The 16,584-nt window shown below is 29.2% G+C and carries 24 protein-coding genes; 1 reads left to right on the top strand and 23 read right to left on the bottom strand.

The features are described 5' to 3' along the window. Window positions 1-2: 2 nt before the first annotated feature. From ACRD69_RS11375 to ACRD69_RS11270, 22 genes are all read right to left on the bottom strand, one after another. On the bottom strand, window positions 3-2,090 hold the full coding sequence (locus tag ACRD69_RS11375; RefSeq protein ID WP_430815210.1) for a hypothetical protein: 2,088 nt from the start codon (window positions 2,088-2,090) through the stop codon (window positions 3-5). 2 nt (window positions 2,091-2,092) lie between these two features. Beyond that, the gene (locus ACRD69_RS11370; RefSeq protein ID WP_430815209.1) at window positions 2,093-4,453 is read right to left on the bottom strand and encodes a phage tail tape measure protein; all 2,361 of its coding nucleotides are present in this window, start codon (window positions 4,451-4,453) and stop codon (window positions 2,093-2,095) included. Between the two features lie 18 nt (window positions 4,454-4,471). Continuing rightward, window positions 4,472-4,741 carry a death domain-containing protein gene (locus ACRD69_RS11365; protein ID WP_430815208.1) on the bottom strand — a complete coding sequence of 90 codons (270 nt, stop codon included), beginning with the start codon at window positions 4,739-4,741 and terminating at the stop codon, window positions 4,472-4,474. 86 nt (window positions 4,742-4,827) lie between these two features. Further along, on the bottom strand, window positions 4,828-5,136 hold the full coding sequence (locus tag ACRD69_RS11360; protein WP_430815207.1) for a hypothetical protein: 309 nt from the start codon (window positions 5,134-5,136) through the stop codon (window positions 4,828-4,830). Window positions 5,137-5,189: 53 nt separating this feature from the next. Next, the gene (locus ACRD69_RS11355) at window positions 5,190-5,645 is read right to left on the bottom strand and encodes a phage tail tube protein (RefSeq protein ID WP_430815206.1); all 456 of its coding nucleotides are present in this window, start codon (window positions 5,643-5,645) and stop codon (window positions 5,190-5,192) included. A gap of 17 nt (window positions 5,646-5,662) precedes the next feature. Continuing rightward, window positions 5,663-6,022, bottom strand: a complete 360-nt coding sequence (locus tag ACRD69_RS11350) for a hypothetical protein (RefSeq protein ID WP_430815205.1) — start codon at window positions 6,020-6,022, stop codon at window positions 5,663-5,665. 3 nt (window positions 6,023-6,025) lie between these two features. Beyond that, on the bottom strand, window positions 6,026-6,490 hold the full coding sequence (locus ACRD69_RS11345) for a hypothetical protein (protein ID WP_430815204.1): 465 nt from the start codon (window positions 6,488-6,490) through the stop codon (window positions 6,026-6,028). 2 nt (window positions 6,491-6,492) lie between these two features. Beyond that, on the bottom strand, window positions 6,493-6,804 hold the full coding sequence (locus ACRD69_RS11340; protein WP_430815203.1) for a hypothetical protein: 312 nt from the start codon (window positions 6,802-6,804) through the stop codon (window positions 6,493-6,495). Between the two features lies 1 nt (window position 6,805). Next, window positions 6,806-7,339 carry a hypothetical protein gene (locus ACRD69_RS11335; protein WP_430815202.1) on the bottom strand — a complete coding sequence of 178 codons (534 nt, stop codon included), beginning with the start codon at window positions 7,337-7,339 and terminating at the stop codon, window positions 6,806-6,808. An 80-nt stretch (window positions 7,340-7,419) separates the two neighbouring features. Then, window positions 7,420-9,063 carry an HK97 family phage prohead protease gene (locus tag ACRD69_RS11330; protein WP_430815201.1) on the bottom strand — a complete coding sequence of 548 codons (1,644 nt, stop codon included), beginning with the start codon at window positions 9,061-9,063 and terminating at the stop codon, window positions 7,420-7,422. After that, window positions 9,060-10,337: a phage portal protein gene (locus ACRD69_RS11325; protein WP_430815200.1), complete on the bottom strand. Its 1,278-nt coding sequence runs from the start codon at window positions 10,335-10,337 to the stop codon at window positions 9,060-9,062. The genes ACRD69_RS11330 and ACRD69_RS11325 overlap by 4 nt, the downstream gene beginning before the upstream one ends. A 17-nt stretch (window positions 10,338-10,354) precedes the next feature. Further along, window positions 10,355-12,172 carry a terminase TerL endonuclease subunit gene (locus tag ACRD69_RS11320; RefSeq protein WP_430815199.1) on the bottom strand — a complete coding sequence of 606 codons (1,818 nt, stop codon included), beginning with the start codon at window positions 12,170-12,172 and terminating at the stop codon, window positions 10,355-10,357. After that, window positions 12,159-12,494, bottom strand: coding sequence for a P27 family phage terminase small subunit (locus ACRD69_RS11315; protein WP_430815198.1), 336 nt, complete (start codon window positions 12,492-12,494; stop codon window positions 12,159-12,161). Before ACRD69_RS11315 ends, ACRD69_RS11320 begins: the two co-directional genes overlap by 14 nt. Window positions 12,495-12,613: 119 nt before the next feature. Next, window positions 12,614-12,859, bottom strand: coding sequence for a hypothetical protein (locus tag ACRD69_RS11310; protein WP_430815197.1), 246 nt, complete (start codon window positions 12,857-12,859; stop codon window positions 12,614-12,616). After that, window positions 12,846-13,232, bottom strand: coding sequence for an HNH endonuclease (locus tag ACRD69_RS11305; protein WP_430815196.1), 387 nt, complete (start codon window positions 13,230-13,232; stop codon window positions 12,846-12,848). The genes ACRD69_RS11310 and ACRD69_RS11305 overlap by 14 nt, the downstream gene beginning before the upstream one ends. Then, the gene (locus tag ACRD69_RS11300) at window positions 13,225-13,431 is read right to left on the bottom strand and encodes a hypothetical protein (RefSeq protein ID WP_430815195.1); all 207 of its coding nucleotides are present in this window, start codon (window positions 13,429-13,431) and stop codon (window positions 13,225-13,227) included. The genes ACRD69_RS11305 and ACRD69_RS11300 overlap by 8 nt, the downstream gene beginning before the upstream one ends. Window positions 13,432-13,596: 165 nt before the next feature. Then, complete coding sequence (locus ACRD69_RS11295; RefSeq protein WP_430815194.1) at window positions 13,597-13,779, bottom strand: hypothetical protein; 183 nt, start codon at window positions 13,777-13,779, stop codon at window positions 13,597-13,599. A 161-nt stretch (window positions 13,780-13,940) separates the two neighbouring features. Further along, entirely contained in the window at window positions 13,941-14,477 is a 537-nt protein-coding gene (locus tag ACRD69_RS11290; RefSeq protein WP_430815193.1) for a hypothetical protein, read from the bottom strand. Window positions 14,478-14,496: 19 nt separating this feature from the next. After that, on the bottom strand, window positions 14,497-14,658 hold the full coding sequence (locus tag ACRD69_RS11285; protein ID WP_430815192.1) for a ribbon-helix-helix protein, CopG family: 162 nt from the start codon (window positions 14,656-14,658) through the stop codon (window positions 14,497-14,499). A 188-nt stretch (window positions 14,659-14,846) separates the two neighbouring features. Continuing rightward, window positions 14,847-15,011 carry a hypothetical protein gene (locus ACRD69_RS11280; RefSeq protein WP_430815191.1) on the bottom strand — a complete coding sequence of 55 codons (165 nt, stop codon included), beginning with the start codon at window positions 15,009-15,011 and terminating at the stop codon, window positions 14,847-14,849. A gap of 13 nt (window positions 15,012-15,024) precedes the next feature. After that, window positions 15,025-15,276, bottom strand: a complete 252-nt coding sequence (locus tag ACRD69_RS11275; RefSeq protein WP_430815190.1) for a hypothetical protein — start codon at window positions 15,274-15,276, stop codon at window positions 15,025-15,027. Between the two features lie 75 nt (window positions 15,277-15,351). Next, window positions 15,352-15,690 carry a hypothetical protein gene (locus ACRD69_RS11270; RefSeq protein ID WP_430815189.1) on the bottom strand — a complete coding sequence of 113 codons (339 nt, stop codon included), beginning with the start codon at window positions 15,688-15,690 and terminating at the stop codon, window positions 15,352-15,354. A 45-nt stretch (window positions 15,691-15,735) separates the two neighbouring features. On the opposite strand from ACRD69_RS11270, the gene ACRD69_RS11265 reads away from it, so the two are divergent. Next, a complete protein-coding gene (locus ACRD69_RS11265) occupies window positions 15,736-16,218 on the top strand; it encodes a hypothetical protein (protein ID WP_430815188.1) in 483 nt (160 codons plus the stop codon). Between the two features lie 43 nt (window positions 16,219-16,261). Here ACRD69_RS11265 and ACRD69_RS11260 read toward each other — a convergent pair whose 3' ends face one another. Continuing rightward, on the bottom strand, window positions 16,262-16,576 hold the full coding sequence (locus ACRD69_RS11260) for a hypothetical protein (protein ID WP_430815187.1): 315 nt from the start codon (window positions 16,574-16,576) through the stop codon (window positions 16,262-16,264). Window positions 16,577-16,584: the final 8 nt, after the last annotated feature.

Below are 16,584 nucleotides of genomic sequence, written 5' to 3'. Positions count from 1 at the left end.
TATCACATCGTTTTTATTTCTTGTAGAGTACAAGAAAAAGTATCATTGTAGTAGTCATATACACCACCTGTTGCTACCATTTTAATACTTGGTAGATAGTTATTATATGTTATTGGTTTTAAGATATTAAATGTGTTAAAATGACCTTTTAATACTGTTGAAGGTGTTTCATAGTTTTTTATAACCTGATTCAATACAAAATATTCAGAATCATTTAAATCTGTACCTTTTTTAAACTTCTCTATTGGTGTGAAGTTTACACCATCATCTGACCATAAAAAAGCACCTCTTTGATTTGGGTTATTTACTTTAAAATCAGGTTCTTTTAAGATAGTACCACAATTTAATTCTATCTTCTTACCCTTATTTTTGTATAGTGCATCTAATTCTAATTCAGATGATTTAACTAACTCGGATAAATCAACACCATATTTATCTGCTGTTTCATCGAAAATTGAAATTTTAATATCATAGATTCGTGCATAGTCAACTGCTGATAAATAACCATTTCTACGTGGTGTTATTCCAACCACAATATTGTTATCAACATCAATACCTGAATCATAATCAAATTCTATAATGTTGTGAGTTGTAAATGTTTCATCAAATCCATTGTATGGTGTATAGTCTGTTGCTGTTGCATCATGCGCCTGAATTAAGCATTCACGGTTAGAGGTACCAGGATACCCAAGATTTAATGAAGCATCAAAGTAGGTATCAAACTTTTTAGTATTCTTATTATATGCATAATTACCTGACCTAATGTAGATTTCACAACCGTATTCTAAAAAACCAAAATTTAAGTTCGTACCACTTTCATCATCAGGGTCACCTTCCCAATTATCCTTACATTGTAAATACATTTCAATATTGATTAAGAGCTTTGAACCATTGATTACATAAATAGGTACAGGTTTAGATTCAACCGCCCAATTATATGAACCTAATGGTGTCATTGCATAACTTTTAATATCAATGTAATTCTTATTCTTCGTTGGTTCGTTCGTTTTAAATGCTTTTACAAATTTTGCAGGGTATGTAGTTTGATTTGGGTTAGTAACAAAATTCGAGTGTTCAGAATAATATTCTTTAGTCCAAGCATAGTCACCACTACCAAATGATTCTGAACCTGTATTAGTTATAAATAAATCATCTTCATCTATTTCACCATTTATTACATCATCATCAATACTATATGGGTCAAATTCTATTTCTTGACTATTTATTGCTGTTTGATAACTAACACTTTGACCACCTTTATAAAATCCAATATCATCAATTTCTAATGCAGATAAATCAATACTAACATTAGTTTGTTTGGTCATACTTGGTAAAGTATAGTGATAGAAAGAATTAGTTGCTGATGCTGTTGCTTGTAGGTTTATTGGTAAAATATAAATATCATCCTCTATTGTAAAGAGCTGTAGACCTGTACCCAATAACATATTTTCGAGTACATCACGCATAGTTGCCGTTTCAAAATCTTCATCTATCCAATTACTATTGTTGATGTGTAATTCTTCTAAATAATTTGACTTAACAACACCATCAATTGTTATATCTGAAAGGTTTTTGATATAAAGGTTTTGATACTCTAAATCTGTTGCATTTATTACCCTTTCTAATAAGGTTTTGAAGTTGTCAACACCATAATAAAATGTACCACCTGATTGTATGTAATTCATTCTATCTAAAATAGATAAACCATTATTCGCTGTTAATGATACTTCAACACCATTTTCTGTATTAGTTTCAAAATTTTCTGAATACATCTCTGTATTTAGAAATCCAAGAAAATTAACATTACTTTCCTGATAATGGATTACTTTAAACTTTTGTAAATCAGGTGTAAAAAAGTCATTTAAGACACCTTCAGCACCACGATATTCAAAAAATAATGTTGCACCACATGAACGAATAGGTTCATAACACAATTTCTTTTTCGGGTATTCGATTTCTAAACAGTTATCAAGTGCAATAGCTTGTATTGCACCTGTATCATCTGCTTTATCTTTATCTCTGATTTCTACCCTGTTGTGTATTCCTGTAAATGAAGTCCATTCATAATATAATTTAAGACCATATGCCATTATTAAAAACGTCTTATTTTTTGGTTGCGATATTCAGCAACACCCTCTAAATCATCACCTTTTGCTATTACTCTAATGGTTTGAACGCCATTATCTGATGTACTATTATATAATGCTGCTGCATTTGCTACACCTTGACGTGTGAGCACACCTTCCCCTTCATTAAGTCTTGCAACCACATTGTCACCATGATAACGTGCATTTCCTACCATCCCACCGTATTGAAATCTTGGGATAGCTGCGAATGCTGAAAGCACACCACCTGTTAGTGTTGCTATAAAAGCGGGTGTTGTTGCAATTGCAGCAGGTCCTGTACTTGCACCTGCTGCTGCACCACCACTAATTGCTGCTGACAATGCACTCGCTAAATACATTGATAATAATTCAATAGTTGTTTTTAGTAATGTGCTCTTAAAACCATCCATTCCATCTTCTGCTAATTCTAATGACGAAACTATTTTATTCCCTGTTTGGTTAAACACATTTGAAATTGAATTACCAACCTGCTCTGCTGTTTCTTGTAGTTTTTTAAATTTAGTATCAACTATTTCTAATTCTTCATTTAAATCTTCAAATTCAAAATCAAAATCATCACCTGCCTGCCATCCACTATTTATTTTTTTGTTATCATTAGTTGATGGTTTTGAAACATTAGTTGATGTTGTTGCTAAACCTAATTTTACATGGGCAATTTCTTTACCATTGTAAGCATCTGCAACATTTTGAACTGCTGTAGTTAATTGGTTTTGTAGGTGTTCAGCACTTTCTTTTGCTTCATTTCGTATATTATCAAATGCACTTTTAAATTCATTAGTAATATTATCAACGAACGAATAATCATCATCTGTAAATAAACTTTTAACTTTTTTCCAAGCTGCTTCAAACACTTTAAATATTACTGTACCAAGTGTTTTAAAATATTCAACTATGAAACCTAAATATGTTTTAACTGATTCATAAAAGAACTTAATGTATTCTGCTGCAACTACAAATGCAGTTCTTAATATGGTTGATTTATTAGCAAAATCAATTATTGCATTAATACCACCTTCTATTGCCTTAATAATATCATTCCAATATGTCACAATACCAACGACTGCTACACTAACGGCTGTTACAATAGCACTCAAACCACCTGTTAATGATGCATATAACACTGTTATTGCTGTTGCTGCACCATAAGCAACAGGTATTAATGAATCAAATGAACCTGTTAAATTAGTTATCCAACTAACAAATGATGATAGGTTATTAATAAATTTAGTAACAACGCCTAATAAACCACCATCACCTAATTTAATTAATAATCCTTCAACGGCTGATTCTAATAATTTGGTTGCTTTTTGCCATGAACCAATACCATCATTAGCCATTTGTTCAGTAAAACCTTTTGAGTTTGATATAGAGTTTGATAGTTGGTCTACTTGTTCTTGTGTAGCACCAATAATAGCTGCCATTTTACCTGCTTGTTGTTTACCAAATAAACCCGATAAAATTGCACCTTTTTCAGATGTTGACATATTAGCCATTGAAACACGCAACTGTTCAAAAAAACCCATTATATCACCATTATTGATATAGTTAGCCATATCATTAACAGATATACCAACTTCATTTAATGATTCTGCAACTTCTACTGTTGGTGCTGCTAATCTTAACAAACTTGATTTTAAAGCATTACCTGCTTCACTTCCTGAAATATTAGCATTAGCCATTGTTGATATTAATGTTGTGGTATCTTCTAATGATACACCTAATGCTGATGCTGTTGATGATACATTTGCAAATGCTTCACCAAGTGATGTAATATCTGTTTTTGCTGCTGTTGATGCTGCTGCTAATACATCATTTATTCTTTGTGTATCGGATATTTCTAAATTCATACCCTTCATTACACCTGTTACAATGTTTGCTGCATCAGCTAATTGTAATTGACCTGCTGATGCTAATTGTAATACCTGTGGTAAGGCTGATACTGATTGATTAGCATCTAAACCTGCCATACCTAACTCTTGTAATGCCTGTGCTGCTTGTGAAGATGAATAGATGGTAGTTCTACCCATTTCTAACGCTGCGTTTCTTAATAACTGAAAATCATCATCTGATGCTCTTGTTATCGCACGAACACGACTCATTGCATTCTCAAATGAACCTGCTGTATTTATTAGTTTTTTAAAAGATGATGCTAATGCTAAACCACCCATCAAACCACCCATTTTTGTAATGAGTGTATTTGTTGTTTTGAATGAGTTTTGTATTTTTTGATTACCTCTATTTACCCTATTGTGAAAGGTGTTCATTTTAGAGAGTACATCTTTCACATCTCCACGCAAGGCTATACGTGTTTCAATGCTTCCTGCCAATTCACTAGGGATTATTTTTTAAAAATTAAAAACTTCACCTGTTGATTTAGCTGATGTTAAACGGTGCATGATTTTTAATTTTTCTTCTCTTGATAGTTCAATCTTTTTCACTACTTCTTGTAAGCGTTTATTGTATTTATCCCATTCAAAAGGCATAAATTTTTGAGGTGTGAAATTCTTTATTTTTTTACTATCAATATGTGGTAGTACAGTGTGGTATGCCTGTATTCTTGCAATTTCCCACAATTCACGGTTATTTGCTTCAATAGCACTATTAACATGTATCAATTCTTCCCGTGTTAATTCATACCAAAAATAATCAGGTGATATTGATGAATTAACAACAACATCACCAAATACTTTTAGAATTGATACTAATTCTTTTTTTCTGATTCACCATCTTCTGTTGATTCGGGTACATCAGGTGCTAATGCATCATTTAGTGTATTAAATATTTCTTTATCTTCTTCTAATACATCTATAAATTGGTCAAAAGTCATTTTAAACTTAACCGTATCTTCTTTATCTTTTCTATTAGCATTTTTTAAAATGAAGTATAAAAACTCAAATTGTTCTTTTAATAATTCAGGTGTTAGTTTTTTATACTTTTCTTCAAAATCAAAAATTGCCCTAAATGTTTCTTTTACTTCATATTGTCTTCCTTTAATTGTTATTCTTTTCATCTATATCTTTATATTTTTTTATAAAAAAAGGGTGAATTATCACCCCTTATTTATTACCCTAAAACTTCTGCAACTGTAAATGCGCCAGTTCCTTGTAATGAACAACTATAAGTTAAATCTTCATTACTGTTAGTAATATCAAATGATAAATTACTAATTAGTGCTTGTCCTGTAATGGTTATAGTATCTAATCCTTGTACAAATTCTACTACAATTTCTACTTCATAACTATCAACAGATTGAACTTTATTTAAAATATCTCTATAACTTACCATTTCTGTATCACCCGAAATTCCAAGCCAATAAGCTGAATTTTCAACAGTCCATGTAATTTGACCTGCTGTAAAATCCTTATAAATACTGGTTGCTCTATCTATTTTTTTGAAAGTTACTTCTTTTGGTTCACGTTCAATATTTAATGAACCTGCTGTTTGTAAACCCATTGGTTTACCATCAATTTTTATTAAAATGCTACTACCATCGATTGGTTTAGTCTTTTGAAATGCCATGTAATCATTATTCTTTTTTATTTCACATCAAATGTGATAGTTTGGATATGTGAATATCCATTATGTTGTTCATGTCTATGTTTGAAAAATAATTGTGTATTTGTATTACCATCTTCTGCTAAATCTAAATATTCAACAATTTTTTCCATGATTTCCCAACCTTGTGAATGTTTAGAGGAATAAATATGAATAACTAATTCTGTTTTATCTATTCTTTTATCTCTTGTTCTTTCAACGTTTGTTTCACTACCAATTTGCACAACAGGTAATGATGTATTTTCAGGTATATCAATTACAAATATTTTATCATCAATAATATCTACTAACTCGGTATAACCAGATAAAAATTCATAAACTAACTCATCAATATTAATCATTCATTATTCTAACTTTTTCACTACTTTCTTTAAGTAGTTATCATTCATGTTTTTAATCATTTCTGATTCTAAACTATTTACCTTTGCTTTATAGGCATTTAGATAAAAATTTAAACCTAAAACACGACCAGTATTTTTACCATCTTTAGTTGTTCTGATTTCTGTACCTTGGTCTAATATGTGGATGAGTTGAGAATTATATTTACCCTTTCTACCACCAACTAATACCAATGGTTTTTTACGTGCGCTCTTAACACCTAATGAACGTGCTGTTTCACCTGTGCTATCTTCCGAAAATGATAACCATTTTTTTAAATCCCTTCGTGCTTCTTTTACAACAGTTTGAGATGCTGATTTAGCCAATGAACGATTAAAAACACTAATCATTTCTTTTGAAGTTAAACCAACAAGTTTATCAACCTTTTTAACTAAATCCGATTGGTCAATTCTAAAACCTATATCTGCCATAATTATGTGTTAATTTTTGATACATACAATTCACACCATTGTTTATCAAGTGTTGGTAAAATATTATCTATTTCATATTCAAAACCATCATATACAATAATATCAGTGTAATTTATATTGTAATGATTACGGATTTTAAACACTAAATTTTGATGTGTGAATTTTTCATTATTATCATCACCTTTATTACCTGTTTGCTTCATTAGATAGGCTTTAATATCTTTTTCAATTACACTTTCAATATTTTCATACCCATCTTTGATTATGGTTTTCTTTTTCCATTTAATCTTATATTTTAAAAATCTACCTTCCATATTAATAATCCCAATAATTTATTATGTATGAGTTTAATTCATTTAATGTTCTTTTATCAATGTAATTAGCATCGTACTTATCATTTACACCTCTTAATATTGCATCTAATATATCTGATGGTACTTCATCAAAACCTGTTTTAAAATAAATCTTTACAATATCACCTGCATTTACACTTTCAGGTAGTTGTAAAATGAAGTGATTGTTATGCGAATAATCTATTTCACTATAATCATTTGTAATAACGGTACACCCTGTTATTTCAATATCATTTACCGTAACACCTGAAAGTGAACTAAAACCACCAACTTTAAATTTAAACTCATCACCACTTACATCATCAGTAATAATTGTAACATCAGTTAATAGAATTTCACCCGAAATATAATTTTCAAATGTGTTAATTGTTGATTTCAAAAACCTATCTAATTTTTCATCTTCATCACCATATTCTAAATCAATTATACACTGGGTTTTCACCTGTTCTAATGTTATAGGTATAATTCTATTTTTTTTATCTCTAATGATTTTCATATTTATTAATTGATTGATTTATAACCCCTTTAAATAATTAAGATTAACTATCTAAAGGGGTTGGGTATATAGAGGAAAAATTAAGCTGTTGGGTCTAAATCCTCTGACTTATAAATTAAAGTTGGATTTTTAAGAGCTGAATCCATCATAATTATAACAGTTACGATACATTGACCTGGCTCTGATGTAAAATCTTTTACAATCATCTTTTGGTTATAATCTGCGATTGCTAAACCTTCTTTTAAATCACCACAAACTACATATTCTTCATTTGTTGGATTAACAAAGTTTGTTGAATAAATCCACTTTGACTCACCATGTGTTTTTCCGTTTTTAGCATAAAATAAACCTGAACCATCATCTAATTTAATTCGCTTTGCTTTACCGTATGATTTCTTTGTAGATAAGAAAGTTAAATCATTAGTTGAATCAATTTCTTCTTCAATTAAATCTAAATTCTCCATTGTATAAGTATTAGTACCTGTTACTGTTGTTGCACCTGCAATAAGTTTATCAAATACTGATTTTTCAAATGCTCTATAAGCACCTTTCACACCATCATCAATTAATTTCTGTACAAATGCATCACCTGCTGCTGCAACAGTTTCTAATGAATATTTAAATTGATATTGAAATGATTTAGGTGTTAAAATATTACCATTCATATCGATTGTATCCTGTGTAACAGATGCTAATTCTGCAACAGCTTGACCAACTGCGGGTGATTTATATGGTAATGGTATATAACCAACTGCATTATTGTGATAATCACAATTTAATGAGTTAAATACTAACTCTTTACCTACAATAGAAATATCTTCAGGTTTACGTACAATTGAATTATCTGCAACAGTAGTTGTTAATTCACCTGCTCTTTCAAGCATGATAGTACCATTCTGTGTTGTATCATTTAAGAAATTTCTTACTAATTCAATGTTATCTACATTTTTGTTTTCATTGTTAATCATGTTTATATCTTCTTCTTTTTTATCATTTTTTAATTCAATGATTTCTTCTTTCTTTTCATTTTTTAATTCTACTTGTTTAGAATTTTCTTCTTTATCAGTTTCATCAACCTTTTCTTCTTTCTTTTCGGGTTGTTCTTCTGTTTTATCTTCTGCTTTTTCCTTTACATCATCAGTATCTTCAACCTTTTCTTCATACTTTAATTCAATTAATTCTTTGGTTTCTTTAACTTGTTCTTTATTAATATCTTCCATATCTCGCTTCATTATTATTGTATTTTTATATTGACCTTCATCAACTATTGATACATCTGTTAAATGTTGAACACTATTAACATATCTAACAGTTTGATTATCTTCAATTTTGTAGTCGTAATCATTGGTAGGTGCTATAAATGAACATTCAAATAAATCACCCCTTTCAATTTGTTCTATTGTGTCTTGGTGTAATTGAGTATTACCCATTCTAACACGTGCTAACAATCCATAATCATCACTTGATAGTGTTAACGTACCTGCTGATGTTCTGCCTATTATTTTTGTCTTATCATGAAATACGGTTGCTTTACAATCTAATTCAGGATTTTTTAAAACATCATCAAATGCACCATCAACCATTACTTCTACAATATTTTTATTGGTATGTTTACAGAAAAATGGTTTTGATTTTTGATTATAAACAGAAGCATAAAATTCAATATAAACATCTTCATCAACATCTGATACTGAACGAATTATCTTCAATGTTTCTTTAATCATTCATCGTTATTATTATTTTTTATCTTGTTGTCATTAGCACCTTTTGCTGTTGGGTCATTTCGTAATAATGGATGGTACTTATCAAAATCAACAAGTGGTATTAATTGAGCTTCACCACGTAATTTTTTAGCTTCATCACTATTATTTTCAAAACCTAATTTTTGTGATGCTTCATATGGTGACATCATAAAATTTCTAACAGCATCTTTATAAACCTGTACTTTTGATTTAGTATCAACTTCAACTAACCCATCTAAATCAAATTCAATTGAATAACCATCTAATATTTCTTTTTTAGATAATAATTTAAACATCATTTCATTTTCATAAATCGATGCAATTGGACTCATACACAAGGCTTTAAACTGTAATGTATCCTGTTCAATATCCTTTGTTGAATCTTGTTCATTTAAAAAGCTATTAGGCATTGAATACATAGAACAAAATGCATCCCTATTAAAAGCTACTGTTTTTAATAAAGCTTCATCAACGATTTTAACTGCTAATGGTGTAAGTTTATGACCAAATGGTAATTTTATTATTTCACCTGCATTACCAACACCAGTATTAGTTTTCTTGAAATTAGTTCTACTCTTTTTTGCTAATGCTGCACTACCTTCATTATTTGGTACTGTACTTTCTAACGCAAATTGGGTAATAGCACCATTTTTATAGAAGTTATTAATAGTTGAAGTTGCATTATTTAGCATATCGATACTTGAATGTGCTGCAACTAATGGTGATAATCCTAATACACCATCATCTGCTATTTGACGAAAGTGTAAAACATCCCTTGCTTTTATTACAGATGGGAATTTATCTTTATATCTTATATCCTTTACACCTAATATTTTATAGGTTAATTCACCATTTATAATTTCATAATCTTGAATTAGTTCAGGTGGTAATATTCTAAACTTATACGGCCTTCTTGATTCAATCCATAATAAACTATTACCTGTTTCATTTCTATGTGTTTCTAATGTAGAAAATACAGTTTGTTTATTTTGATAACTATTTAATTTATAATTCAAAACATACTGTAAAGGGTGATTTTTTTGAATCACATTATCTTTCTTTACATTGATTTTAAGTTTTGAAAAATTATTAGCAATAATAGATATACAAGTATATGCGTATATCTTATTATCTTGAATTGAAAGCTTACCATTATTAGTATCTTCTATTATCTTTTGAACAACAGAAGATGGTAAGTTTGATTGTTTAATACCATTACTTCCACCTAACCCATACATAAAGTTAAGTAAACTCATTCATTTGCATTATTTTTTTAACTATCTGAATATTCATCTTCATCATAGTATTCATCTTCTGTTATCAGGCTGATAACATCATATTCTGTATCTAAATAAGCACCTATTGACATAGCAGAAGAAATTGCCATATCAATACTATCTTTACTTACTTTTTTATCAAATCTTACATATCCGTTATAATTACGGAATAGCACAATATTATCAATGTTATACCTAAACATAGGGTTATCTTCAAAAACAATCTGTTTAGAGTATATTAGCTTTTCTAATTCCCTAATTGGTGCATTAAAATATTTTGGTTCTTGTGGGAAACTTTCAATTTTAAATTCACCTATGTATTTAGCTTTTAATTGTTTTATAATCTTCTTCACACCCCAAGGGTCATAAACAATTGATTTAACATCAAATAGTTTAATTATTTGCTCAATTTCTAATAATACTAATGCTTCATCAATGTATTCATATGGATGTGGTATGATATACCCTTTCTTAATCCATTCTGTTAAATCTAACTTTGTTTTCCTTAACTTCTTATTTTCCTGTTTATGTGGGAAAAATGTTTTGAATACCTGATGTAATTTCTTTGTTTTCGGGTGTTCAATGGTAACTGTAATACTTGATAAATCGGTTGATTCACTCATATCAATACCAACCCATGCACGACCACCATATAATTCTTCTATATCAAACTTTTTACTACATCTTTCAATATATTCCTTTTCTAACCATCCTTCATTTTCATTAATAAAGAAATTCAAGTTTTTAACTAAAAAGTTTCTTTTACCTGAATGTGTAAGTTGCGCACTATCATACAGTTGCTTTAATTTATACAGACTCGTACTACTTCCAATACCAGGATTAGCTTTAATCCATGATTTTTCATTACTAACCTCATGTTTATCATCCAGTTGATAGATGAAGTAAGCTTTTCTATCATTGGTTAATTCTTCATCAGGACTTAATATTTTTTTACCTGTTTCAATATCTTCAACAATCGGGTAATCAGTAAAAAAATTAGCTGATGTAATAAATACATTCAATGGTGAAAATGTTGCACCTTGCCCTGATTCCATAACTTCAACTATTGACCTGTTAGGATATGCAGCAAATTCATCATATACACATACATCAGGTTTGTAACCATCTTTGGTTGAACTATCATAACCTAATGGTTCAGCTTTACATTTACCTTGTTCTTTACTTTCGTATCTTAATTTATATTGAAGTTGTTTAACCCTTCTATTTAAAGAAGGTGAAATTGATATTATATCTTTCAGATAATCTAATAAGTGTAATGCTTGCGCTTTTTCTCTACCAAAAAAATATACTTCACAACTTCTATTACCCTTCATAAGTCCATATAAGGATAATAACCCGCCTAAAACACTTTTACCTGACTTTCTACTAACAAAAATGAGAACATCAATAAATAAACGCTCTATTACAATTTCATCACTAACTTTTAGTTTATTGTTTTCATCCTGAAAATATTCTACATCAGGGTCGGGTAAATCTTCACTCTTTTTATTGATTTCAATATAAATACCATAAATAGCGTTGATAATAAAACATTGCCATGCAGCAGGAACAAACCTCATAACACCTGCTTTTTGTCTTGGTATATTTATATAAAATAGAAACTTATATACATCTTCTAATTCCTCTCTTTTATAGATGTATTTCTTTCTTAATTCCTTGTTTCTTAATGCTGCTAATCTAATAGTATCAGGTACAATTATATCACCTGATATTGCATCATCTTCATATTTTTCACCCTTCTTAATACATGCTTCAATATATTCGTTTTTTAATTTGGTTTTAGAATCCATCATCTACATCTACTTCAATCTTTAAAACCTGCCTATCATGTGGTGATAAACATAGTTTTCTACACAAGTCTTGATAATTTTTTAAAGCTTTATTGTAGATTGTTATAGATGGGTTCATACCAATCAAACCATTGGATGAAATGGGTACTAAATTACCACGTGCTTTAATATCTAATATTGCATCATGTATTTGTTTAATATTTTCAATCACTTGTGATACTAAAAAATCATCAACATCTTCATATATTCCTTTATCTTTTAAATACTTAACTATCTGTTTTTCTTTATCAAGTAATACATTTTCAATCTTTTTTTTCCTTGCCATTTCTAATTATCATATTTTCAACCACCCCCCTATCTAAAAACTTTAAAAAAATGTGCGCTATGTAGGGTCGTGTGGTTATCCTTGATAATCATCATTTTACAAGTTAGCCCCCCACGGCTTTATAACTTTATTGTGATTATCTTGGATGCTTTTATATCTCCTTGCTTCTTATTCACTTTAATATAATCTTCTGCTTTACTCTTATCTTTATACATCTGACTGTTATACACATTATGACCTTTTGCCTTTCTAATAACTGCCATATAACGTACCTGTGTATTATCATCTGTTTTCTTCTTTTCCCTTACAACCTTTACTTTATTGGTTTTGGTTGATTTGGTATCATCTGTTTTATTCTTCTCCATAGTTTTCATATTTGTTTCTTACTCTTACATCTTCATACCTACCATACTGGTCTTTACGGGTTTTATCATTATGACACGGATAGCATAAACTTCTTAAATTTGATTGTACTGTTGCTAATTCAGGTGCAACATCTAATGGTGTAATATGGTCAACTACTTGTGTATGTACTATTCTACCATCTTCTTTACACTTTTCACAATATGGGTTTTGTTCTATCTTAATCTTTCTTGTATTCCTCCATAATACACTATCATAGAAACCATCATCTGAACTTTCTTTAGTCCATCCATGTTTTTGTTGTTTATCACGTTCTGTTTCAGGTAAGTATTTGAATTGTGGTTTATCATCATTGATGTACCTAAACTTACCCATCTATTACATCATTCTTTTCTCTTATCATCTTACCCTTTGCACTAACACCTTTATACCATCGTTGCAACTTCTTTAAATCACCTTTAGAATAACTATGTATGTACATCAGCGCAAATACATCGAATAAGAAAGATTGGTAGTATAAATGAATGAAATTAGGTAAGAATAAAGCGATTGAAGCTGATAGTATCAACTTCATATAAAAAGCCCATTTAAACCATATAGCAACCTTTGAACGTGGTTCATATTTTGTAGCTACTTTGGTTGTTGGGTCAAATCTAACTTTAACAGTAATGTAAGTAGTTAACCATGTGAAGAATACTAATAAAAAACCAATCAAATAATAATATTCTACCATTCTTTCTTATTCTTCTTTTTTACCATCATCTTTTAATGGTTGTTCTTCTTTGTTTAACGCTTCAACATCCAATGCTTTAAGTATATCGTTTAATTCATTTGGTGATACTTTTAATACTGCACTATTAGCAACATTTACAAGCGTTTGTAATGCATTTGCATCAACTTTTAAAATTTGTCTTTCTTCCATATACTATTATATCTTTTTTCGATTAGCTTAATTAAGTGGGTGGATAGATTTTACTATTCAGGTGAATAAACCACCCTGATTTGTATAAGCTAATTATATTTTAATTTCGTTTGTTATATCCTTCTATAATATAACCGTATCAGATAGGTAAATAGTAATACTTATTCTTGATATTTTTTAATCAATTCTTGTAGTAGTAAATTATATTCACCATCATTACTACAATAGTATGTATCAGGTGGTATATCTGTTATTCTTTCTTTCTTATTCTTTCGGTAGTAATCAACATTGTTATCATGGATACACTTACTAATTAGTTTTTTAGTAGGTGTTGTTTCTTTCAACATTAACTTCAAAAAAATATCATGCGTGTGGTCTTCATAAGTTAATGACCTATTATCCATTAACCATTTATCGCTGCAATATTTGAAGTAATAGTTATCTGTGTAGTCAATGTATCTATTTTCAAATTCAGCCCTTAAATCATCATCTAATGGTGAATATTCAATGTATTCTGATTCTGTTAGATATTCATTATCTGTTATATGACCTTTAATTTGAGTAATAGGTTTACCATAAATAAGGTTGTAAGCTTCTTTTACTGATAGGTTAGGTAATTGTGTTGCTGCTTCTTCTATTGTTATTCCGTTATCGTAGATATATTGCTCTAACCATTCTTTATTATATGTTCTTTTCATTCATAATTAGCTTCTTTTTTTAAAGTTTTAGTAGTGTATCGGTAGTTTCTAAGTACAAATCAATACAGTGCTTAATAAAGGCTGATTTACTCATATTTAACTTTGATGATTTATCTTCTAATTGATGTAATAATTCATCTGATACTTTTATTGATATTATATTATCTTGTTTCTGTTTCAATTTTCATTGGATTGTTTTTTAATATGATTTTTCCATAGAAAAGAAAATCTTTCATCTGCTTCTTTTGTAACATATATCTCTTTTTCATCCTTCACATATAGATGTGGTATATTATAATAATGATAGTAATTAACGTATCTACCAAATAAATTATCTTTCGTTGTTGTTCCTATAATTGTAAATGTCATTTATTCTTTATCTTCTTTTTTAAGTAGCTCTAACATCATCTTTTCACAGTATCTAATATCTGTATCACACTTATCCATATATGATGCATATACTTCTTTCTTTCCTTTATTTGCTCTTATTCTACTTTGGTAATCTTTTAGTTTCTTTTCGACTTTTGGGTTCATGGTTAAACTCTATTTATTTTTTAGCTGCTAAACCTATTGTACCTATTAAATCTTCACCACTAATTTCAATCCTAACTATCTCATCATCTGTTAACATCAATCTTTCAGTTTTATCAACTACAATTTCATATTCCTCAGCTATTTTTTGTGTACATTCCTTTGTGAGTTGTGCTACAAAAACATCATCATTCATTTTCTCTAATGGTACATATCTAATCACATCTTTATATTTGTAAATTACTTTTACTAAGTTCTTTTTATACATTATTATTTCTTGTTTTTTTTAGAGTAAAAACCCTATACTGTATATATCTTTTCCTGAAACTCAAAAAGGGTAAAATCACAGATTATTTTCATCTTTTTTCAACATTTCTAATATCTCATAAAAGTCATCTTTATACATCATTACTAATTCTTTCTTTCTATTCTTCTTATACATCATCACGTTCAAATTATCATCATTAGGCATTGATTTAAGCACCTCTAATATTTGGTTGACACTCATACTTTCAACTGCTTTACATTGGATATTAAAACACCCTGTAAAAGCTAAATCAACCTTACTATCATCTAATGTTTTTGATTCGTTACGTGCTGTTTTTACATCAGGGAAAAATGGTCTAAGTTCGTTCATTATTTTTCTTTCATAATTATTACCTTTATTTCTACTATTAATCATCAGTTAATCTTTTCTTTTATATAGTGTTAGAATAAGAATTAGTTGATGGTTAAAGAAGAAATATTATCTTTAGATAAAACTTCACACATGTACATAGAAGCATTAAAAATTAGTATACCTGTATTGGTTGCTATCACTGGTTGGTTAATCGGTAATTACTTTTCAAATAGAAGAGCACAAAAACAAAAGAAGCGTGATTTAACTCTAAATCATGTAATTGATGCTTATAGAACTTTAGTAAATGAAATAGCACATCGTGGTGAAACACCTGAACGTAACAGGAAATTAGAAGCACTGGTAACCGATATTCAACTATTTGGTAGTCTTGAACAAGCAAAATTAGCAAGGAAATTAGCAGATGATGTTGCAGCGGGTGGTACTTTTCAGTTAGACCCACTAATTAACAGTCTAAGAAATGATTTAAGAAAAGAACTTAAATTAAAACCTATTGATGGTAATGTAAGGTGGTTAAGGATGCAAAGTAATGAAATGTTTAACCCATTTGAAAAGCAGTATAAAACAGAATAAAAAAACCACCTGAAATTAGGTGGTTCAAATGGTGGTGATGGTATTATTGATTGTTGATGATTTCTTTTAATTTTTTGATTTTCATACTTCTTTGATAAACAATGTTATTTTCAAAACTATCTTTAAAACGATAAATTTCTTTTATCCAAAATTCATGTGAATAAAATAAATCTGTAAACATAACCGTGTCTTTAAAATTCGTTTTTAAATCCCACAAAATATATTTAAGTGTAGTTTGGTATGTTTGGTACACATCAAAAGGTGAATCATCCATTTCAATTTCATCCCTTATATCTTGAAAATCATCTATTAGATTTTCAAATACTTCTGTTGTTTTATCCTTCTTTTTCCAAAACATTAATCTTA

The sequence above is a fragment of the Carboxylicivirga agarovorans genome (assembly GCF_050589845.1).
GTDB lineage: Bacteria > Bacteroidota > Bacteroidia > Bacteroidales > Marinilabiliaceae > Carboxylicivirga > Carboxylicivirga agarovorans.
This window is presented reverse-complemented; position numbering and strand designations above follow the sequence as displayed.

What these genes read in the sequence shown, in the direction of transcription:
- ACRD69_RS11375 (WP_430815210.1), bottom strand. Translation starts at nt 2,090, where the DNA reads ATGGCATATGGTCTTAAATTATATTATGAATGGACTTCATTTACAGGA.
- ACRD69_RS11360 (WP_430815207.1), bottom strand. Translation starts at nt 5,136, where the DNA reads ATGAAAAGAATAACAATTAAAGGAAGACAATATGAAGTAAAAGAAACA.
- ACRD69_RS11355 (WP_430815206.1), bottom strand. Translation starts at nt 5,645, where the DNA reads ATGGCATTTCAAAAGACTAAACCAATCGATGGTAGTAGCATTTTAATA.
- ACRD69_RS11350 (WP_430815205.1), bottom strand. Translation starts at nt 6,022, where the DNA reads ATGATTAATATTGATGAGTTAGTTTATGAATTTTTATCTGGTTATACC.
- ACRD69_RS11345 (WP_430815204.1), bottom strand. Translation starts at nt 6,490, where the DNA reads ATGGCAGATATAGGTTTTAGAATTGACCAATCGGATTTAGTTAAAAAG.
- ACRD69_RS11340 (WP_430815203.1), bottom strand. Translation starts at nt 6,804, where the DNA reads ATGGAAGGTAGATTTTTAAAATATAAGATTAAATGGAAAAAGAAAACC.
- ACRD69_RS11335 (WP_430815202.1), bottom strand. Translation starts at nt 7,339, where the DNA reads ATGAAAATCATTAGAGATAAAAAAAATAGAATTATACCTATAACATTA.
- ACRD69_RS11330 (WP_430815201.1), bottom strand. Translation starts at nt 9,063, where the DNA reads ATGATTAAAGAAACATTGAAGATAATTCGTTCAGTATCAGATGTTGAT.
- ACRD69_RS11325 (WP_430815200.1), bottom strand. Translation starts at nt 10,337, where the DNA reads ATGAGTTTACTTAACTTTATGTATGGGTTAGGTGGAAGTAATGGTATT.
- ACRD69_RS11320 (WP_430815199.1), bottom strand. Translation starts at nt 12,172, where the DNA reads ATGATGGATTCTAAAACCAAATTAAAAAACGAATATATTGAAGCATGT.
- ACRD69_RS11315 (WP_430815198.1), bottom strand. Translation starts at nt 12,494, where the DNA reads ATGGCAAGGAAAAAAAAGATTGAAAATGTATTACTTGATAAAGAAAAA.
- ACRD69_RS11310 (WP_430815197.1), bottom strand. Translation starts at nt 12,859, where the DNA reads ATGGAGAAGAATAAAACAGATGATACCAAATCAACCAAAACCAATAAA.
- ACRD69_RS11305 (WP_430815196.1), bottom strand. Translation starts at nt 13,232, where the DNA reads ATGGGTAAGTTTAGGTACATCAATGATGATAAACCACAATTCAAATAC.
- ACRD69_RS11300 (WP_430815195.1), bottom strand. Translation starts at nt 13,431, where the DNA reads ATGAAGTTGATACTATCAGCTTCAATCGCTTTATTCTTACCTAATTTC.
- ACRD69_RS11295 (WP_430815194.1), bottom strand. Translation starts at nt 13,779, where the DNA reads ATGGAAGAAAGACAAATTTTAAAAGTTGATGCAAATGCATTACAAACG.
- ACRD69_RS11290 (WP_430815193.1), bottom strand. Translation starts at nt 14,477, where the DNA reads ATGAAAAGAACATATAATAAAGAATGGTTAGAGCAATATATCTACGAT.
- ACRD69_RS11280 (WP_430815191.1), bottom strand. Translation starts at nt 15,011, where the DNA reads ATGAACCCAAAAGTCGAAAAGAAACTAAAAGATTACCAAAGTAGAATA.
- ACRD69_RS11275 (WP_430815190.1), bottom strand. Translation starts at nt 15,276, where the DNA reads ATGTATAAAAAGAACTTAGTAAAAGTAATTTACAAATATAAAGATGTG.
- ACRD69_RS11270 (WP_430815189.1), bottom strand. Translation starts at nt 15,690, where the DNA reads ATGATTAATAGTAGAAATAAAGGTAATAATTATGAAAGAAAAATAATG.
- ACRD69_RS11265 (WP_430815188.1), top strand. Translation starts at nt 15,736, where the DNA reads ATGGTTAAAGAAGAAATATTATCTTTAGATAAAACTTCACACATGTAC.
- ACRD69_RS11260 (WP_430815187.1), bottom strand. Translation starts at nt 16,576, where the DNA reads ATGTTTTGGAAAAAGAAGGATAAAACAACAGAAGTATTTGAAAATCTA.